Below are 16,691 nucleotides of genomic sequence, written 5' to 3' on the forward strand. Positions count from 1 at the left end.
CGTAGCCTCCGGTTCAGGCCGGGCGGCAGCGTTACAGACTGGTCCAGTAGAGCCAGAATCGCTGCACGATCAGGACGACGATCAGCAGGTACCAGGCAGTCAGCACCACGCCGTGACAGCCGGCCAGCCTTCGCACCGCCCCACGCCACCACGTGGGCGCGGTGCGGAGGTGGTGGGCAAGAGTGTGCAGGGTGGTGTACCAGAAGACGGGGATCATCACCGCCCAGACGACCATGCAATAGGGACACAGCGCGTCGATCCGGTACAGGCTCTGGAAGATCAGCCAGTGAACGAAGATCGCCCCCAGGGTGACCCCGGCCTGTATCACCAGCCAGAACCAGCGCGGCAGGATCGCACCCGCCAGCAGTACCGTCCCGAGGACGGTCACCACCGCGAATCCGGCGATCCCCAGAAGCGGATTGGGAAAGCCGAAGACCTCCGCCTGCGGAGTGGTCATCACCGAGCCGCAGGACAGCACCGGGTTGATGCTGCACGACGGGGTGTAGGAGGGATCCTCCAGCAGAGCGAACCGCTCGATGGTGAGCGTGAACGCGGCCAGCAGACCGGTCAGCCCGCCCGTCACCAGCAGCCACGCGAGCCACCGGGCCGGCACGGCGACCGCGGTGCCATCGGCCGCGGTGCCAGCGACAGCTGTGTCGGCGTCCGTACCCGGGACAGCGTGCCCGGTCGTCCGCCGTGCCGGGACGGTCACTTCGCCAGCTCCGCGTCGATGGCCGCCGTGAAGTCGTCGTACGAGGTGATCTGCGGACGCTTGCCGTTGACGAAGAACGTCGGGGTGCCCTGCACGCCGAGCCTCAGGCCGTCCTCGCGGTCCTTCTTCACCCGCTCGGCGGTGGCCGGGTCCTTCCACGTCTTCTCGAACACCGCCATGTCCAGGCCCAGTTCACGGGCGAAACCCCGGAAGGTCTTCTCGTGCGAGACCTGCTGATCCCCCCACTCCTCCTGGGTCTCGTACATCTTCGTGTACATCGCCTCCAGCTTCCCCTGCGCGGCGGCGGCTTCCACGGCGCGCGCCGCCGACTCGGCGTTCCGATGGCTGGGGATCGGGAAGTAGCGCAGTACGAAGGTGACGCGTCCGGCGTACTGCTTGCGCAGCCGCTCCACCACCGGGAACGCGGCGCGACACGACTCGCACTCGAAGTCCAGGAATTCCACCACGGTGACCTTGCCGTCCTTGGCGGTCGACAACCGGTGGCTGTCCGGCCGTACCAGCAGCGATGCCGAAGCCGCCGCCTCAGGCGCTTCCGACGCGCCGTCGGCACGCGCGTCCGGGGCGGAGGAACGGTTGGCCGCCAACAACACGGCCACAACGGTCAGTACGGTCGCGGCCAGAGCGAGGGAGATCTTCAGGTTCTTCGTCATGATCCATCATCCGGGGAAGGCGAACGGGAAGAGGAAAGGGCAGGGTCAGGGTCAGGGACAGTGGCGGTGGCGGTGGCGGTGGCGGTGGCGGTGGCAGGAGCAGAGGCAGGGGTGGGGGATGCGGGCGGGTTGCCCGGCCGGTCGCGTCGGTGGAGCGAGGCGAGGTAGGCGTTGTACGCCGTGAGCGGGTCCTTGCCGTCGCCCCGGTCGATGGCTCGGTCGACGCGTCTGGCCTCCCGGGCGTCCGAGCGAACCCACTGGGCGGCCAGGGTGATGGTGGTGATCAGCATGGGAATGTCGCCGGTGGCCCAGGCGATGGCGCCCGCCCGGTATTGGTCTGCCGCCAGCGTCGCGCCCCAGACGCGTTCCACCGCCTGGAAGTAGTCCCCGCCGATCAGGTCGGTGGAACTCATCAGCGCGATGGAGAAGAACGAGTGGAAGGGCATGGCGAGCACGAGAACGATCAGTTTCGCGAAGTGCGGGACATGTCGCGGCGTGGGGTCGACACCGATGATCACCCAGAAGAACAGCAGGCCCATGGCGAGGAAGTGCAGCTGCATGGCCAGGTGACCGAGGTGGTTGCGCATGGCGGTCTCGAAGAGCGACGTGAAGTAGACCATGAACGAACTGCCGATGAAGAGCGCCATGGCGGCGACCGGGTGAGTGAGTACCGAGTTGACCCGGCTGTGCAGGAACTTCAGCAGCAGTTCGCGTGCCCCGGCCGGGCCGCCTCGGGGTGCGGGCCGCAGCGCGCGCAGGGCCAGCGTGATCGGCGCACCGAGGACGAGGAGGATCGGGACGACCATGGCCATCGCCATGTGCTGGCCCATGTGGACGCTGAACATGACGCGTCCATAAGTGGCCAGGCCGCTCATGGTGCACAGGACCAGGGCGAGCAGACCCAGCATCCAGGCCACCGTCCGCCCCCGGGGCCAGGCGTCGCCACGGGCTGTGAGGCGCCGTACGCCGCGCCAGTAGGCGAGGGCGGCGACAGCGACGACGAGGGCGAAGAACGGATCGAAGCGCCATTCGGTCAGCAGGCGGAGGGCGTTGAGGGGGGCCGGCATCGGGTATCCGATGAGTTCACGTGCCGCCGAGTAGGGCGGTGGTTCCCCGGCGGGCGCCGGACTGCGGGACAGCCCGACGGCCAGCCCCGCCGTGAGCGCCATCAGCAGCAGTTCGGCCACCATCAGGCGCACGAACACCGCGGGACGCCCAGCCGTGAGTTCCGCCATCGTACGGCGCCGGTGCCAGGCCCCGCAGGCCGCGAGCACGGCCAGCGCGGCGGTCTTGGCGAGAAGCAACTGCCCGTACGGGGTGGTGACGAGCCGGATCGGCGAGTCGAGACGGACGAGGGCGTTGACGATGCCGGAGACCGCGACGGCGAGCAGGCACCAGCCGGCGAGCGCGCTGAACCTGCCGACGGCCTTCGCCGCGTGGCCGCGGGCCCGGACGGTGGTGACCGCGACGGCGACGAGGCCGGCGATCCACAGGGTGGCGGCCACGATATGAACCGCCAGGCTGATGACGGCCGCGTCGTGGTTCTCGGCCGAGGCCGAGTGACCGGTGAACGCGGGAGGCACGAGGGCGGCGAGCGCGATCACCAGCGCCACGCGCGCGCTCCGTACGGTGGTGACTCCGGGGCCGAACGTCACCAGCAGCAGTACCGCGCCGGCGGTGAGTGCCAGGGCGCGTCCCTGGGGCAGCGAGACGGCGAAATGCGTGAGCAGGCGAGGTTCGAGGATCTGTCCGACCGGCTGGGCGAGCAGGTCGGAGGCGGTCAGCAGCAGCGTCGCCACGGTGGCCGCGAGCCAGAGTCCGGCCGCTCCCCAGGCACAGGTCAGGGCGTGCTGCCGACGTGTGGTCAGGCGCCGCTGTCCGGAGGGGATCAGGACGGTCACCAGGAGCAGCATGGCGACGGTGAGTACGGCGGCCAGATTCGCGGCGGTCTCGGCCAGTGGCAGGCCCCAGGAGGTGACAGGTCCGGCCTGGGGCAGTCCGGGCAGCGCCTCGGGGATGCCGCCGCCGAACCGGACGGCTCCGGCCGTCGCGGCACCGGCGACGGCCAGGGCGGCCGTGATCAGCAGTGGCGCGCGCAGGGCCGCGCGTCGTACGGCGGGTTCAAGCACCATGGTGGCCTCGCCGTTGCCGCCTCAGCCTGTACGCGGTGGCACTCGCTGCGGTGATCAAGAGCACGGCGCCCACCGCGGCGGCTGTCGAGACGCCGATACCGCCCCCTTCTCCTTCCCGTTCCCTTCGCCCTCCTCTTTCTCCGCTCGGGGCGGCGCTGGGAGTGGCCGAGTGGTCCGGGTCCGCGGCGGCGTCGCCGGATGAAGCGGAGGGCGCGGGTGGCGTTGTCACGGTGTACGTGAGGCTGCCGGTGACGGGGTGCCCGTCGGTGGATACCACCCGGAAGGCGACGGTGTAGCGGCCGGCCGGGGCAGCCGCCTTCAGCCGCTGCGTCACGGTCCGGCCCTCGGCGGTCGCGCTCCCGCTCACGACGGAGCGGTCGTCGGGGCCGGTCACGGCGATACGGGCGTACGCGCCGTCCATCGTCTCGTTGAAGGTCAGTGCGACCTCCCCAGGAGACGCGGACAGTGTCGACTTGTCGGAGGGACTGCTGGAGGCAAGCGCGGTGTGCGCCTGGGCGGGGGGTGCGAGGACGACGGCCGCGCCGGATACGGCGCAGGCCAGCACCCCCGCCGTGATCACACGTGTGAACGGCGATGAGGTCATGACGGTGCCTTCACTCCGACCAGTCGGTACGGTCGGGCGGTTGGTGGCCGCGCCAGAGGGGCGGGCCGCCTTCGGCCATCAGGCCGGCAGGGCACCGCCGCCCGGTGCGAGCCGGGTGGGAAGCGGAGCGTGTGGGTGCTGCCGGTGCTGGGGCGGTGCCCTGACCCCGCGCCTCGGCGGGGCACGGAACCCGGTCGGAGTGATACGCGGCCCGTCCGCCCGGACGAGAGGCAGCAGCGGACACCAGGGCCCCGTCCGCACACGGAGCAGAGCCGCCCGCTCGCGCGCGGCGTCGATCAGGAAACGCAGGGGCTGACGCAAGGCTTCGGCGACGCCGAGCAGACGTCCCGCGAGCACGACGACCACCACATGGGCGACCAGCTCTTCCCCCACGGGATGCGCACTGCCCGTGGTGTGCTCCAGCCAGAGAGCCGCGGTCCGCGATCCGGCGGCGGCACAGGCCCCGGGCAGGGTGTAGGCGGCGTGGAAGGCGAGTTGGGCTCCGGCCAGCGCCGCCAGTGACTGCTGCGGGGAGAGGGTGCGGCGGCCGAGGACGCCCACGGCCATGCCCAGGGACGCGACGGCCGCGCACACGGCGATACCGGTCGGTGCGTGTCCGCCGAAGACGGATTGCCCCAGCAGCGGGAGCAGCACACACAGGGCCGCGAACCCGGCCGCCCGCACCGCGCCGGACGTGCGCTGCGCGCCCGGTTCGGTGGCGGGTGCCGTCGGTGACATGGTGTCGCAGCTTCCAGGGGTGTGGGGGAAGGGCGGGCCCGGCGGAAAACATGTGTCATGCGGTGCGGGGGCTGCGGGCGGCGCCTTGCCGTCTTGTCTTCCGCCGTAGCCTACCGGGGCGGATCGAGGAGGCCCGAGCCGGGCCCGCCGCCGACCCCGCCCACGCCACGCCGCGCGGTGCCGTGCCGGGGCAACACGGGCGTCGTACACGCCCGTACCGCCCCACCACCGTGGGGCACGCGCCGTTCCCCGTGAACCGATCAGCTTCGCCGAGCGTTTCCCGGCCGGGTCGCGAAGTCGTTTGGCCGGGGTGCGCGCCTGTGGAAGGCTGACCGCCCGTGACAACGAATGCGAATACGGCCCAGGGCCTGGGCGAAGAACGGCTGTTGTACGGGTGCATGGGGCTCGGCGGGGGCTGGGACACCACCCCGTACGGCGCGGTGGACATCGCGGAGGCCGAGGCCGCGGTCGAGGCGGCACTCGACAGCGGGATCACGGTGTTCGACCTCGCCGACATCTATCGGCACGGGAAATCTGAGGCGGTGTTCGGCGAGGTTCTCGCACGGACACCCGGGCTGCGCGAGCGCATCGTGGTGCAGACCAAGTGTGGAATCCGGCTGGCCGACGGCGACCGGCCGGGCATGTACGACCTGCGGGGCGAGACCATCGTCAGCCGCGTCGAGGAGAGTCTCGGCCGCCTGCGCACGGACGTCATCGACGTACTGCTGCTGCACCGGCCGGACCCGCTGGCCGATCCCGAGGACGTGGCCCGCGCGCTGACCTCGCTGCACCGGCAGAAGCTGGTGCGCGCGTTCGGGGTGTCCAACATGAGCGCCGCGCAGATCGCGCTGCTCCAATCACACCTCGAATTCCCGCTGGTGGCCAACCAGTTGGAGATGAGCCTGCACCGCAGGGACTGGCTGGAGGGCGGTGTGCTGGTGAACACGCCGGAGGAGACGTCCGTCGGTTTCCCGCAGGGGACGCTGGAGCACTGCCGGGCGAACGGGATCCGCGTACAGGCCTGGGGCGCTCTCGCGCGGGGCCGCTTCACCGGCCGGCAGGAGACACCCGTCGAGCGGGCGACGGCGCAGCATGTCGCCGCGCTCGCCGAGGCGAAGGGCACGACACCGGAAACGATTCTGCTGTGGTGGTTGCAGAGGCACCCGGCCCGCATCGCACCGGTCGTCGGCAGCGCCCGGCCCGAGCGCATCCGCGCGTGCGGCGACGCGGCCCTGCGGGACCCCGAGCTCACCCACGAGGAGTGGTACTCACTCTGGATCACCGCGCGCGGCGCCGCGCTGCCGTAGCCGGGCGGGCCGGGCGACCCCGGCCGTACCCGGCCGTCCCCGGTCCCCTTCGGCCACGTCGGCTTCGCGTCCTTCCGGCGCCGTACGCCCCGCGTACGGCGCCGGGGCGTATGCCGGGGCGTACGGCGCCCCCTTGACGGGGACATGCCCCGGCACCATCCTTACCGACCGGTAACCGATCCGTCGCCGGCGAGAGGGAGACGATGACCGACGACGCCCGAGCGGCACTGGAACAGCTCCGTGACGCGAGTCAGTTCGAGTGGTACGTCATCCCGCTCCTGCTGCTGGTGCTCTACGCGTACGCCGCCGAGGTGGAGCGCCGGAACTGGGACGTGCTGTTCGCCGGGCTCGCCCTGTGGGGCATGGACTGGTTCAACGAGATCTGGAACGCGCTGGTCTTTCACTTCAGCGGGCGCGCACCGGTCTGGGGCGCCCGGGGAGACACGGCGTACCAGATCCTCATCGGGCTGAACATCGAGATCTGCTTCATGTTCGCCGTCATGGGCATCGTCGCGGCGAAGTTCCTTCCGCCGCGCGGCACCCGCGTCCTCGGGCTGCCGAACCGCCCCGTGCTGATCGCGGTGAACTCCGCCGCGGCGGTGGGCGTCGAGATCGTGCTGAACAGGGCCGGCGTGCTCACCTGGGAGTGGGACTGGTGGCGGGCCGGTTTCCCGTTCGTGCTCTTCCTCGTGGGGTACGTCCCGTTCTTCCTGGCCTGCTTCGTCGTCCATGACATGCCCAGGGTGCGCACGAAGGCCGTCACGGTGGGGACGATCCTCGGCATCGACGCTCTCGCCCTGGCCGTGTTCGGCGCCCTCGGCTGGTTGTGAGCGCCGGTTCGGGCGCGGCGACACCGGTGGTGTGGAACACCCGTGGCGTGGAACGCCCGTGGACGGAAGGTCTTCTGACACTCCGTCACACGGGCGTCACGAGGGTACGCCGTGCCGTGGTGGCCGGTGGCCGCGGCTTATGACGTGTGCGGCCGGTGGGCGTCGATCAGCCGGTCCATGAGGGCGTCGAGCCGCGCGTCGACGACACGGCGGGACGGGTCCTCGTCATGCCACTCGACGATCTCCCGCGCGCCCTCGGAGAACGGTATGGACGCCGTGAACTCCGGCACCACCCGGCGGATCTTGTCGTTGTCGAACACCATGGAGTGCGCCTTGTCGCCGAGCAGTGCCTCACCCCACTGCGGGTCGGCCGCGGCGATCGCGTCCGAGGGCACGTGCACGAGCCGCGGTTCGACGCCGGCCGCCTCGGCGACGGTCCGGTAGATCCGGTCCCAGCTCAGCACTTCGTCGCCGGTGATGTGGAAGGTCTCGCCGAGGGCCTCGGGGTGGCCGAGGAGGCCGACGAAGCCGCGGGCGAAGTCCGTGTGATGGGTGAGGGTCCACAGCGAGGTCCCGTCGCCGTGCACCAGCACCTCCTGTCCCCGGCGCATGCGCTCCACCGCCGTCCAGCCCCCGTCGAACGGCACGGCGGTGCGGTCGTAGGTGTGCGAGGGCCGCACGACGGTGACCGGCAGCCGCCCCTCCTCGTGGACCCTGCCGAGCAGTTCCTCGCAGGCGATCTTGTCGCGGGCGTAGGCGGAGTGGGGGTTGTGCAGCGGCGCGGTCTCGGGGAGGGGCAGCAGACCCGGGGGCCTCTGGTAGGCGGCTGCCGAGCCGATGAAGACATACTGGCCGGTCCGTCCGCCGAACAGCTCGACGGCGCTGGCGACATGCTCGGTCGTGAAGCTCAGGAAGTCGACGACGACATCGAACTCCTGGCCCTTCAGCGCGGTGCGCGTCCGGTCCGTGTCGCGGATGTCGGCCGTGATGACGGTGGCGCCGTCGGGAACCGGCCGCGCCGAGGAGACACTCCGGTTGAGCAGGTGGAGATCGGCGCCGAGCTCGGCGGCGCGCCGGGAACAGGCCGAGCTGATGACTCCGGTGCCACCGATGAAAAGGACTTTCAGGCGCTCGAGACGGCTCTGGGTCATGAGAGGTTGGTACTCCTCGGGGATCTGGCTGGAGGGAACGTCCGGCGCCGTGCGGCACCGGGGAGGGCGAAAGCGTGTCATTCGCCGGGGTAGGCGACGCCCAGGTCGCGGCGGATCTCGTCCAGGGCGCGCATGACCCGCAGGGTCTCGTCGAGCGGCATCAGGTCGGACTCCAGCCGCCCGGCGGCGACACACCGGGCCGCTTCGGCGGCCTCGTAGCAGAGCCCGCCGTCGCGCTGTGCGGGCACGTAGGAGTCGAGGACTTCGCGCTCGCGGCTGATCAGGCGGACCGTGGCGGGTGCGTAGAAGTCGCCCTCGATCTCCAGGCGGGCGTGCGTGCCCGAGATCGACGCCGTGGTCGGGGTGCGGGCGAAGAGGGTGGTGTTCAGGACGCCGTGGGCGCCGGATCCGTTGGTGACGACGATCGACGCCTGTCCGTCGACGCCGGTGAAGGCCTTCTCCCCCACGGCGGTGAGCGAGGCGAACGGCCCCAGCACCATCGACGCGAAAGAGACCGGGTAGACGCCGAGGTCCAGCAGCGCTCCGCCCGCCAGTTCGGGGGCGAAGAGCCGGTGGGCCGCGTCCGGGTTCATGAACTGGCCGTGGTCGGCGGCGACCGTGCGCACCTCGCCGAGCAGTCCGGATTCGAGCACCTGGCGGACGACGTCGATGTGCGGCAGGAAGCGCGTCCACATCGCCTCCATCAGGAACACCCCGCGTTCCCTGGCGGCCTCGATCAACTGCTCCGCCTCGCGGGCGTTGCGGGTGAACGCCTTCTCCACGAGCACGTGCCGGCCGGCCTCGATCGCCTGGAGGGCCTGGGCGAAGTGGGCGGAGTGCGGTGACGCGATATAGACGATGTCCACACGCTGGTCGTCGAGCACTTCGGCGTAGCTGCCGTAGGCCGCCGGTATCCCGAACCGGTCGGCGAACGCGCGCGCCCGCTCCGGGTCGCGGGACCCGACCGCCACCACTCGCTGCTCGGTGTGCGTGCGCAGCGCGTCGACGAAGGAGCCGGCTATGCCGCCGGGAGCGATGACACCCCAGTTCAGAGGGGGCGCGTCGCGGGGAGAGGGGGTCCGCGGTGCGGGCAGCGGCCTGCCCGCCGCGTGCTGTGCGGGTCCGTCGGCCTGGTGTGGCTGCGGCATGGGGCTCCTGTTCGGGACGGGGTGCGGAGACGGGGTGTACGGCACCGGAGTCACATCGTCGTGACGCTCCGGTGGGCGACGCGTCCGAGGCCGGACAACCACCCATGGCGAGTGAGCGTTTCCGGCCGGACGACACTGCGGGACAACCGCTGACCTCATACTGGTCCTGATGACGGACTTGTTCAACCGGGCTCCCGCCCTCGATTCGCCCCGTCCGCGTCGGACAGCCGTCGGCCTGGGATGCGCCAGGGACGGGGCGTGGACCGGCTGAACGAGAGCCGGTGAAAGGGGAACACATGGCCGGCGCGGGTCCGGACGACGACCTGATCGATATTCGGCTCCTCAAGACCTTCATGGCCGTCGCACACGAACTGAGTTTCACCCGGGCCGGTGCGCGGCTCTACCTCACACAACAGGCGGTGTCGTCCCAGGTACGGGCGCTCGAAACCAGCCTGAACGTGCAGCTGTTCCGGCGGACCACCCGAAACGTCCACCTCACCCGGGCCGGCAAGCTGCTCCAGGAGCGCATGCGCCCGGTCCTTCAGGCCATGGAGGAAGCGATCATCGACGCGCGCGAGGCGGCCGGCCATGACGGGACGATCCTCGTCGTCGGTCACACCGCGTCGGCCGGGCACCGGCTGCTTCCCCGTGCCGCGGGCCTGCTGAACCGTACCTCCCCGGAACTCCAGCTGCGCAGCGAACAGCACACGGAACTCGGTCTGCGGTCCGCCGTCGCCGAGGGGCGTGTGCATCTGGGCGTGGGGCTGGAACTCACCTTCGGCGGAAGCCGGATCGCCAGCCAGGAGGTGGGGCGTGAAGCGTGGTGCGCCGTGGTCGGTCCGGAGCATCCGCTGGCCGCTCGCGGGCGGGTGGCCACAGTGGAACTGGCCGGCTACGAGTGGCTCAGCTGGCCGCGCTCCAGCCATCCCGGGCACTGGCGCGCGGTCCACCGGCTCGCCTCCATGACGGGACCGTCCCCGGCCGTGACGGAGACCTGGCTCAGCATCGCGCACGCCCGCCTCACCACCACCGAAGCGGTGATGCTCCAGCCCCTGTCCTATACGGCGCACCCACCGCAGGGCCTGGTACCGCTCGTACTGGAGGACGCGCCGGAGGGCCGGTTCTCGGCGGTCTGGAGCATGCTGGCCACACCGCCCTGCCTGAACCAGATGCTTTCGGCCCTCACCAAGGCGGCCGAGTACCCGCGGGCATCCCGTGCGCCGGGGCGCGGACCGCAGGAACCGGTGCCGGCACTGTGGTGAAGGCACCGGCCTCCGGTGTCACACGGGGGAGTTCCGCTGTCCCGGTATCCGGACCACGGCTCCGCGGCCCGCGGGCTCTACGAGCAGTACATGGTCCGCTCCTCCGCCGTCATCGGCCTCTCCCGCTGGGTCTTGACGCTGGGTTCGTCCGTGGCCGGTCCCGTGGCCTCGAAGGGGACGTACCAGTAGCGCTTTCCTTCGAACCGGTCCTTGAAGATCAACTCGTAGGTGCCCTTGACCTTCTGGAGCTTCGGAGCCCGGGTCACCCAGCCGACGTACCCCGGCGGAACATTCATGAACGTCGACTGGCTCTCCGTCTGTGACGAGGCCCAGGTGCGCTTGTAGGACTGCTCGAAGGCCAGCTTGAAGACCGGGCCGAAGGGGAATTTGTTCTCCAGCTCCTGGCGGAAGGACACGCCGGCGGTGTTGGACTCCCCCGTGGTGTCCTCCCACGCCCGCGACGAGGTCTGGGGGTCCTCGGTGCAGTTGTAGGCGAGGTCACCGACCTGGTGGCCCTCCCCCGGCACGATGGAAACGTCGCCGGACGGGTGGAAGACACACTTCTTGGTGCCGTTGTCGCACTTCGCCAGCAGCTCGGCATCGGACGGACGGCTGTCGGCGGCCTGCGCCGACGGGACGGTCAGCAGACTGCCCCCGGCGACCAGCAGCGCCAGGACACCCGCCCATCGGGCACGGTTTCGCGAATGTGACATGTTCAGGATCTCCTTCTACGGGCCGTCATGGCACGTGCCCTCAGCAGTGGTTCGCCTTCTCGTCTTCCGTCATGGGCCTGGTCCTCTGAGCCATACTGCCGGTGTCCAGCGGTGCGCTGGCCTCGAAGGGGACGTACCAGTAACGCTTTCCCCGGAACCGGTCCTTGAAGATCAGCTCGTAGGTCCCCTTCACCTTCTGCGTGTCGGGGGCACGTGTCACCCAGCCGACCTGACCGGGACGCACATCGATGAATGTGGTGGCGCTCTCGGTCTTCGCCTTCCTCCAGGACGTCTCGAACGACGTGGTGATGCTGGTGCTGAAGACCCCCTCCCAGCCGAGACCGACGGTCATGGACAGGCCAACGCTGTTGGACTCCTCCACGGTGTCCGACCAGGAGATGCCCGAACGCTGGCTGAGAGAGGTGCAGTTGTAGTCCTCGTCGCCCACCTTGCGCACCGGACCGGCGAACTTGACCGGTGGACCACTGGGGTGGAAGACACACTTCTTGGTGCCGTTGTCGCACTTCGCCAGCAGTTCGGCATCGGACGGCCGGCTGTCGTCGGCCTGCGCCGAGGGAACGGTCAGCAGACTGCCCCCGGCGACCAGCAGCGCCAGGACACCCGCCCATCGGGCACGGTTGCGTGACATGCTCGGTGCGCCTCCGGAGCGACGGTCGGTCTTCGAACGCGATATCTCGGACATGGACCGCACCCTCACCTGAACTCGATGGACTCGGCGAGGTCGTTCCAGGTCCCGTCGAGCACCGGCGTCAGGTCCTTGAAGCGGGGCGAGGACACTCCCTCCAGGTAGGACCGCGTGTACAGGGTGACCTCGCACTCGGCCCAGCCCTGGACGGACGAGACCCTGCCCTTCCACTCGTCCGGGAGGTTGAAGTAGAAGGCGGTCTTGCGCTCGGAGGTGCAGGGACGACTGCCCCACAGGGTGATCGAGTCACCGCCGTAGCGATAGTCCTCGAAGAGGGTGCCGATCACCACGTCGGTGGGCTTCTCGACACGGGTCTGAGCCCCGCCGGGGTTGCCCTTGATCCTCACGTTGGCGTACTGCTGGGCTTCTTCAAGGGTGTTGAAGCACTGTTCCTCCCCGTTGCCCACGTTGGCCGTGCAGTGCCGCTCGTCCCCCTCGGGCGCGGCGTCCGCCGAGCCCACGGTGACGGACACCGTGCAGACGACTCCCAGAATGCCGGCGCCCGTGATCGCTGCCAGCTTGTTACGCCGTTTTCTGTTGCCCATTCGCCGCGACTCCTCACATGTGACATGACCGCCCGACCGGGTTGTCCCGGCTCGCGACGTGGATGCTCAGGCCCGGGGTGACACGTTCTCCCACCGGACACTCGTCATCTTGCAGTGCCCGTGGGACGAGGTTCAACAACAACCGGGACGTGCGCGGGAGTTGTTGTGAATGCCAGGGGCGACGTCGCCCTATGCCCTGTTCTTACCCTTTATTACGGGCGGCCTGCTTGTGAACCCCGCGAATACGCCTCTGACCTGGCCCGGAGCGCTCGCTGCCGCTCGTGCGGGCGGCGTTGCTCATGCCACCGGGCGCCGGAACTGCTGGTTGGTGCCACTGCCGCAGGTGTACTGGAAGACGCGGGCACCGTCGGCGGTGGAGGCATTGGCCACGTCGAGACACTTGCCGCTGTGACGGGCCACCACACGGTAGTAACCGTTGCCCTGGTCCTGAAACCGCCACTGCTGGTTGGTACTTCCGGAGCAGGAGTACTGCTGTACCACGCCCCCGTCGTCCGGAGAGGCGCCGGACACGTCGAGGCACTTGCCACTGTGCTGGGCGATGATACGGACGTACCCGTCGCCCGTGTCCTGTGTGCGCCACCGCTGGTTGAGTCCGCCGGCGCAGGTGTACTGGAGGACCGTCGCCTTGTTCGCCGCGGAGTTCTCGCTGATGTCCACGCACTTCGCGCTGTGACGGGCGACGAGGGTGTAGTAGGGCCCACCGCCGACGCCGCTGACGGTGCCGGCCGCGGCGTCGACGGAGATCTGCGGATACCACGGAAGGGTCATGGTGGTACGGGTGGGGAAGGACAGCGGAAGCCAGACGTACCGCGAGTCGTTGACCGTGCCGCCGGGCCAGGAGTTGCCCCAGCGATCGCCCATGTAGAGGTACGACGTACCCGAGGTGCCCTGGACCGGCAGTACGAAGGTGGTCTGGGAGCCGTAGCCGGTGGCGTCTCCGACGTCGGCCATGGCTGACCAGGGACCGGTGATGCTGGTGGCGGTGGCGTACCGCTGCTGGTTGGGGGCCCAGCCGCTGTTGCCCGAGGTCAGCATGAAGTAGACGCCGTCACGCTTGAACAGCGCGGGCGCCTCGCGGAAGCCGCCCGGCCAGGGATTGGCGGCCAGGCTCTCGTAACCGGTGTAGTCGGCGTTCAGCCGGTAGATCTGGAGGTCGGCGTTGTTGGTGGCGGACGTGATCTGGTACGCGGTGCCGTCGTCGTCCTTGAACAGCGTCTGGTCGCGTGACGTGGTGCCGCTCGGCGGCCGGAAGCTGCCCTGCCAGCTGTAGTCACCGTCGACCGTGTCGGAGACGGCGACAGCGGCACGGGCCTCCTTGTAGTCGGTGCCGTTCTCCTTGTGCATCCACATGACGTATGTGCCGGTGGTGCTGTTGTAGACGACCTTCGGTCGTTCGATGTTGGCCACCGCCAGTTCGGGGTCACTGTCCCGGGTCAGTACGTCGCGTCGGTACTCCCAGGTCTTCAGATCGGTCGAGCGGTATACGGACACGGCTTTGAAGGTGTTGTCGGCGTTGCGGTTCTCGCCGAACCAGTAGTAGGCGGATCCGACTTTGATCATCCCGCCGCCGTGGGCCTGGACCGCGGCGCCGCCGGTGTCCTCGAACTGGGTCCCGTTGGTCACGGTGGCCGGGGCCGCCTGCGCGGACACCCCCGCGGAGAGCAGTGCGACCACGCCCGCACAGGCGACCAGCACACGCAGGATGGCAGGTTTGACCATGGAAGGCTCCTTCACTGAGGGAGCGGGGGTCTCGCCGCCCGCCCCATGACATGCACGGCACGCACCGCTCACCGCACGGTGCGTCGTCCGTACGACGGTCACCGCACGGCGGTCCATCCGTGTGACGGCAGAGCGACCACGCGCGGCCTCAGACCCGCACGAGGGCCTCCGCCCACGACGTGTGGTCGTACGAGCCGTTGCCGTTGGCGTCCTGCACGACCAGCCGCAGTATCTGTACGCCCGTCACGTCCACGTCGACGGACTTCGGCCCGCCCGCGGCCGTGAGCGTTCCGCTGTCGAAGAGCTGCACACCGTCCCCGGACACACGGGCCCGGACCCCGCCGGCGGCGGACTGCCCGGCCGAGAAGTCGTCGATGCCGACGCGTGCGGTCAGCCGCTTCGCCCGTCCGCCCAGGTGGTAGACGACCTCGGACGGCGCGTGCACGCCCAGCCCCTTGGCGTACGTGGTCCCGCCGAGACTGATCGGCGTGCCGTCTCCCGCGGCCTGCTTCCCGTTGCAGGCGTCCCGCTCGACCGGCCCCCAGCCATTGGCCGCCGACACCCACTCGAGGTCGCTCAGATACGCGTCGGACGTGGGGGGCGCGGGCAGCGACGCGACGGTCCCGGTGGTGCGGTCGTCGCCGAACCGCAGGGTGTTCCCGCCGTACGACGCGGTGGCCTCGGCGCGCAGGGGGAACGAGGCGTCCACGGCCGCGTCCGAGGGCGGTGTCACCTCCCAGGCCACGACGAGCGTGCCGCCCGCGGCGAGTTGGTCCGCGGTGACCGGTGTGGTCGCGCGGGCCTGCCAGCCGTCCGGCACGTCGAGTGTCACCCGGGGGCCGGTCCAGGCCGAAGCCGAGGCGTTGCCGAAGGTGGCGCGGGCCGTGAACGCCTTCCCTCGGGCCACGACCCCGGGGACCGTCAGGGACACGCCGTAGGGTTCGCGCGCGTAGGTGTCCACCCACGACGCGCGCAGCAGGGCCGTCAGCTCCGCGACGTCCGACGGGCGCGCGGCCGCGAGGTCGTTCTTCTCCCCCGGGTCCGCCGCGAGGTCGTACAGCTCCAGCTGCCACTGGTCGTCCGGCACCGTCCGGTCGCGCGCGGGGGCGAAACGGACCGCTTTCAGGTCCCCCTTGCGAATGGACTCCGCCAGCCTGAGGTTGCGACCGTTGTCGGCGGCGTCCGCGCGGCCGGTCGCGTACGGGTCGTTGCGCATCCAGTACAGCTGCGGGTGCCGCGGTGCCGTGGAGCCGGTCAGCAGGGGGGCCACCGATATCCCGTCCACGTCGCGCGGCGCGGACGCGCCGCCCAGCTGGGCGAAGGTGGGCAGCAGATCGATGAGCGGGGTCGGCCGGCCGGTGGTGCCCGCGGGGACCGTTCCCGGCTGCCAGGCGATGAGCGGAACACGCACTCCGCCTTCGTACAGATTGCGCTTGTAGCCGCGCAGGGGGCCGTTCGCGTCGAAGCGGTCCGGGTCGACGCCCCCTTCCTCGTGCGGGCCGTTGTCACTGGTGGTGAGGACCAGCGTGTCCCGGTCGATGCCGAGCGCCTTGAGCCGGTCCACGACCTTGCCGACGAGCGTGTCCAGCCGGGTGACCTGGGCGGCGTGCCCCTTGTCCGCGGCGGGCCAGGGCCGGCTCGCGTACGCGCCGTCGCTGGGGATGTCCGAGGGCGCGTGCGGAGTGGTAGGGGTGAGGAACAGCAGGAACGGCTCGTCCGCGTGGGTGTCGAGGAAGTCCAGCGCGCGCCGCTCGATCAGATCGATCGCGTACGCGCCCTTCGCGCCGTTCGCGTTCTCGGGGATGTCGGTCCGCTCGCCGTTGTGCCACAGGTAACTTGGGTAGTACTGGTGGGCGTGACCGTGCCCGATGTAGCCGTAGAACTCCTCGAAGCCCCGCGCGTTGGGATGGCTGGGCTGGTCGGCCTCGTCCGGTCCGAAGCCCCACTTGCCGATGCACCCCGTGCGGTAGCCGCGGGCGCGCAGCACCTCGGCGAACGTCGTGTCGCCGTCGCCGAGCGCACCCTGCGGGCCGCTGAACGGGTTCTGCCGCACGGTCGCGTGTCCGGTGTGCAGACCCGTCAGGAGCGAGCAGCGGGACGGCGCGCAGACGGCCGCCGCCGAGTACGCCTGGGTGAAGCGCAGCCCCTGCGCGGAGAGTTCGTCGAGTCTCGGTGTGGCGATGAGCTTCTGTCCGTAGGAACCCAGCTCGCCGTAGCCGAGGTCGTCGGCGAGGACGAGCACGATGTTCGGGGCCCGGCCGGAAGCGCGGGGCGCGGCGGCCGAGACTGGTGTGCTGGGCAGGCCCGCGAGGGCCAGCGCCGCGGCCGAACCCGCGAGGAACTGACGACGGTTGGGCATAGCTTCTCCGTAGCAGTTTTGATTGCGAGGGTTTTTGCGGATCAATCTGTGCGGTTCTGATAATCCATGTTCG

The 16,691-nt window shown here is 70.2% G+C and carries 15 protein-coding genes; 3 read left to right on the forward strand and 12 right to left on the reverse strand.

The genetic code is table 11. The features are described 5' to 3' along the window. Nucleotides 1-31: 31 nt before the first annotated feature. From ACIOGX_RS01805 to ACIOGX_RS01825, 5 genes are all read right to left on the reverse strand, one after another. Nucleotides 32-712, reverse strand: coding sequence for a vitamin K epoxide reductase family protein (locus tag ACIOGX_RS01805; RefSeq protein WP_401909363.1), 681 nt, complete (start codon nt 710-712; stop codon nt 32-34). Further along, nucleotides 709-1,383, reverse strand: coding sequence for a DsbA family protein (locus ACIOGX_RS01810; RefSeq protein WP_401909366.1), 675 nt, complete (start codon nt 1,381-1,383; stop codon nt 709-711). Before ACIOGX_RS01810 ends, ACIOGX_RS01805 begins: the two co-directional genes overlap by 4 nt. After that, nucleotides 1,380-3,515: a cytochrome c oxidase assembly protein gene (locus ACIOGX_RS01815; RefSeq protein ID WP_401909369.1), complete on the reverse strand. Its 2,136-nt coding sequence runs from the start codon at nt 3,513-3,515 to the stop codon at nt 1,380-1,382. The genes ACIOGX_RS01810 and ACIOGX_RS01815 overlap by 4 nt, the downstream gene beginning before the upstream one ends. Further along, entirely contained in the window at nt 3,505-4,119 is a 615-nt protein-coding gene (locus tag ACIOGX_RS01820) for a copper resistance protein CopC (RefSeq protein ID WP_401909372.1), read from the reverse strand. Before ACIOGX_RS01820 ends, ACIOGX_RS01815 begins: the two co-directional genes overlap by 11 nt. Nucleotides 4,120-4,197: 78 nt before the next feature. Continuing rightward, a complete protein-coding gene (locus ACIOGX_RS01825; RefSeq protein ID WP_401909374.1) occupies nt 4,198-4,857 on the reverse strand; it encodes a hypothetical protein in 660 nt (219 codons plus the stop codon). 338 nt (nt 4,858-5,195) lie between these two features. Between ACIOGX_RS01825 and ACIOGX_RS01830 the strand changes: the two genes are divergently transcribed. Continuing rightward, complete coding sequence (locus ACIOGX_RS01830; RefSeq protein WP_356517457.1) at nt 5,196-6,164, forward strand: aldo/keto reductase; 969 nt, start codon at nt 5,196-5,198, stop codon at nt 6,162-6,164. Nucleotides 6,165-6,367: 203 nt separating this feature from the next. Then, a complete protein-coding gene (locus tag ACIOGX_RS01835) occupies nt 6,368-6,994 on the forward strand; it encodes a hypothetical protein (protein WP_401909377.1) in 627 nt (208 codons plus the stop codon). A gap of 137 nt (nt 6,995-7,131) precedes the next feature. Here the strand turns inward: ACIOGX_RS01835 and ACIOGX_RS01840 are convergent, their stop codons facing one another. Then, the gene (locus tag ACIOGX_RS01840; RefSeq protein WP_401909379.1) at nt 7,132-8,145 is read right to left on the reverse strand and encodes an NAD-dependent epimerase/dehydratase family protein; all 1,014 of its coding nucleotides are present in this window, start codon (nt 8,143-8,145) and stop codon (nt 7,132-7,134) included. A gap of 77 nt (nt 8,146-8,222) precedes the next feature. Next, nucleotides 8,223-9,293 (reverse strand): Gfo/Idh/MocA family protein, encoded by a 1,071-nt coding sequence (locus ACIOGX_RS01845; RefSeq protein ID WP_401909382.1) that lies wholly within the window; start codon nt 9,291-9,293, stop codon nt 8,223-8,225. Nucleotides 9,294-9,589: 296 nt separating this feature from the next. Here ACIOGX_RS01845 and ACIOGX_RS01850 point away from each other — a divergent pair, with 296 nt between their 5' ends. After that, nucleotides 9,590-10,555: a LysR family transcriptional regulator gene (locus ACIOGX_RS01850; protein ID WP_401909384.1), complete on the forward strand. Its 966-nt coding sequence runs from the start codon at nt 9,590-9,592 to the stop codon at nt 10,553-10,555. 77 nt (nt 10,556-10,632) lie between these two features. On the opposite strand, the gene ACIOGX_RS01855 is transcribed toward ACIOGX_RS01850, so the two are convergent. The 5 genes from ACIOGX_RS01855 to ACIOGX_RS01875 form a co-directional block, all read right to left on the reverse strand. After that, on the reverse strand, nt 10,633-11,268 hold the full coding sequence (locus ACIOGX_RS01855) for a hypothetical protein (RefSeq protein ID WP_401758851.1): 636 nt from the start codon (nt 11,266-11,268) through the stop codon (nt 10,633-10,635). A gap of 40 nt (nt 11,269-11,308) precedes the next feature. Next, nucleotides 11,309-11,917, reverse strand: coding sequence for a hypothetical protein (locus ACIOGX_RS01860; RefSeq protein ID WP_356517469.1), 609 nt, complete (start codon nt 11,915-11,917; stop codon nt 11,309-11,311). 65 nt (nt 11,918-11,982) lie between these two features. Continuing rightward, a complete protein-coding gene (locus tag ACIOGX_RS01865) occupies nt 11,983-12,519 on the reverse strand; it encodes a hypothetical protein (protein ID WP_401909387.1) in 537 nt (178 codons plus the stop codon). A gap of 297 nt (nt 12,520-12,816) precedes the next feature. After that, the gene (locus ACIOGX_RS01870) at nt 12,817-14,259 is read right to left on the reverse strand and encodes an RICIN domain-containing protein (RefSeq protein WP_401909390.1); all 1,443 of its coding nucleotides are present in this window, start codon (nt 14,257-14,259) and stop codon (nt 12,817-12,819) included. A gap of 148 nt (nt 14,260-14,407) precedes the next feature. Beyond that, a complete protein-coding gene (locus ACIOGX_RS01875; protein WP_401909392.1) occupies nt 14,408-16,618 on the reverse strand; it encodes a sulfatase-like hydrolase/transferase in 2,211 nt (736 codons plus the stop codon). Nucleotides 16,619-16,691: the final 73 nt, after the last annotated feature.

It is taken from the genome of Streptomyces sp. NPDC088147, assembly GCF_044741565.1.
Lineage (GTDB): Bacteria > Actinomycetota > Actinomycetes > Streptomycetales > Streptomycetaceae > Streptomyces.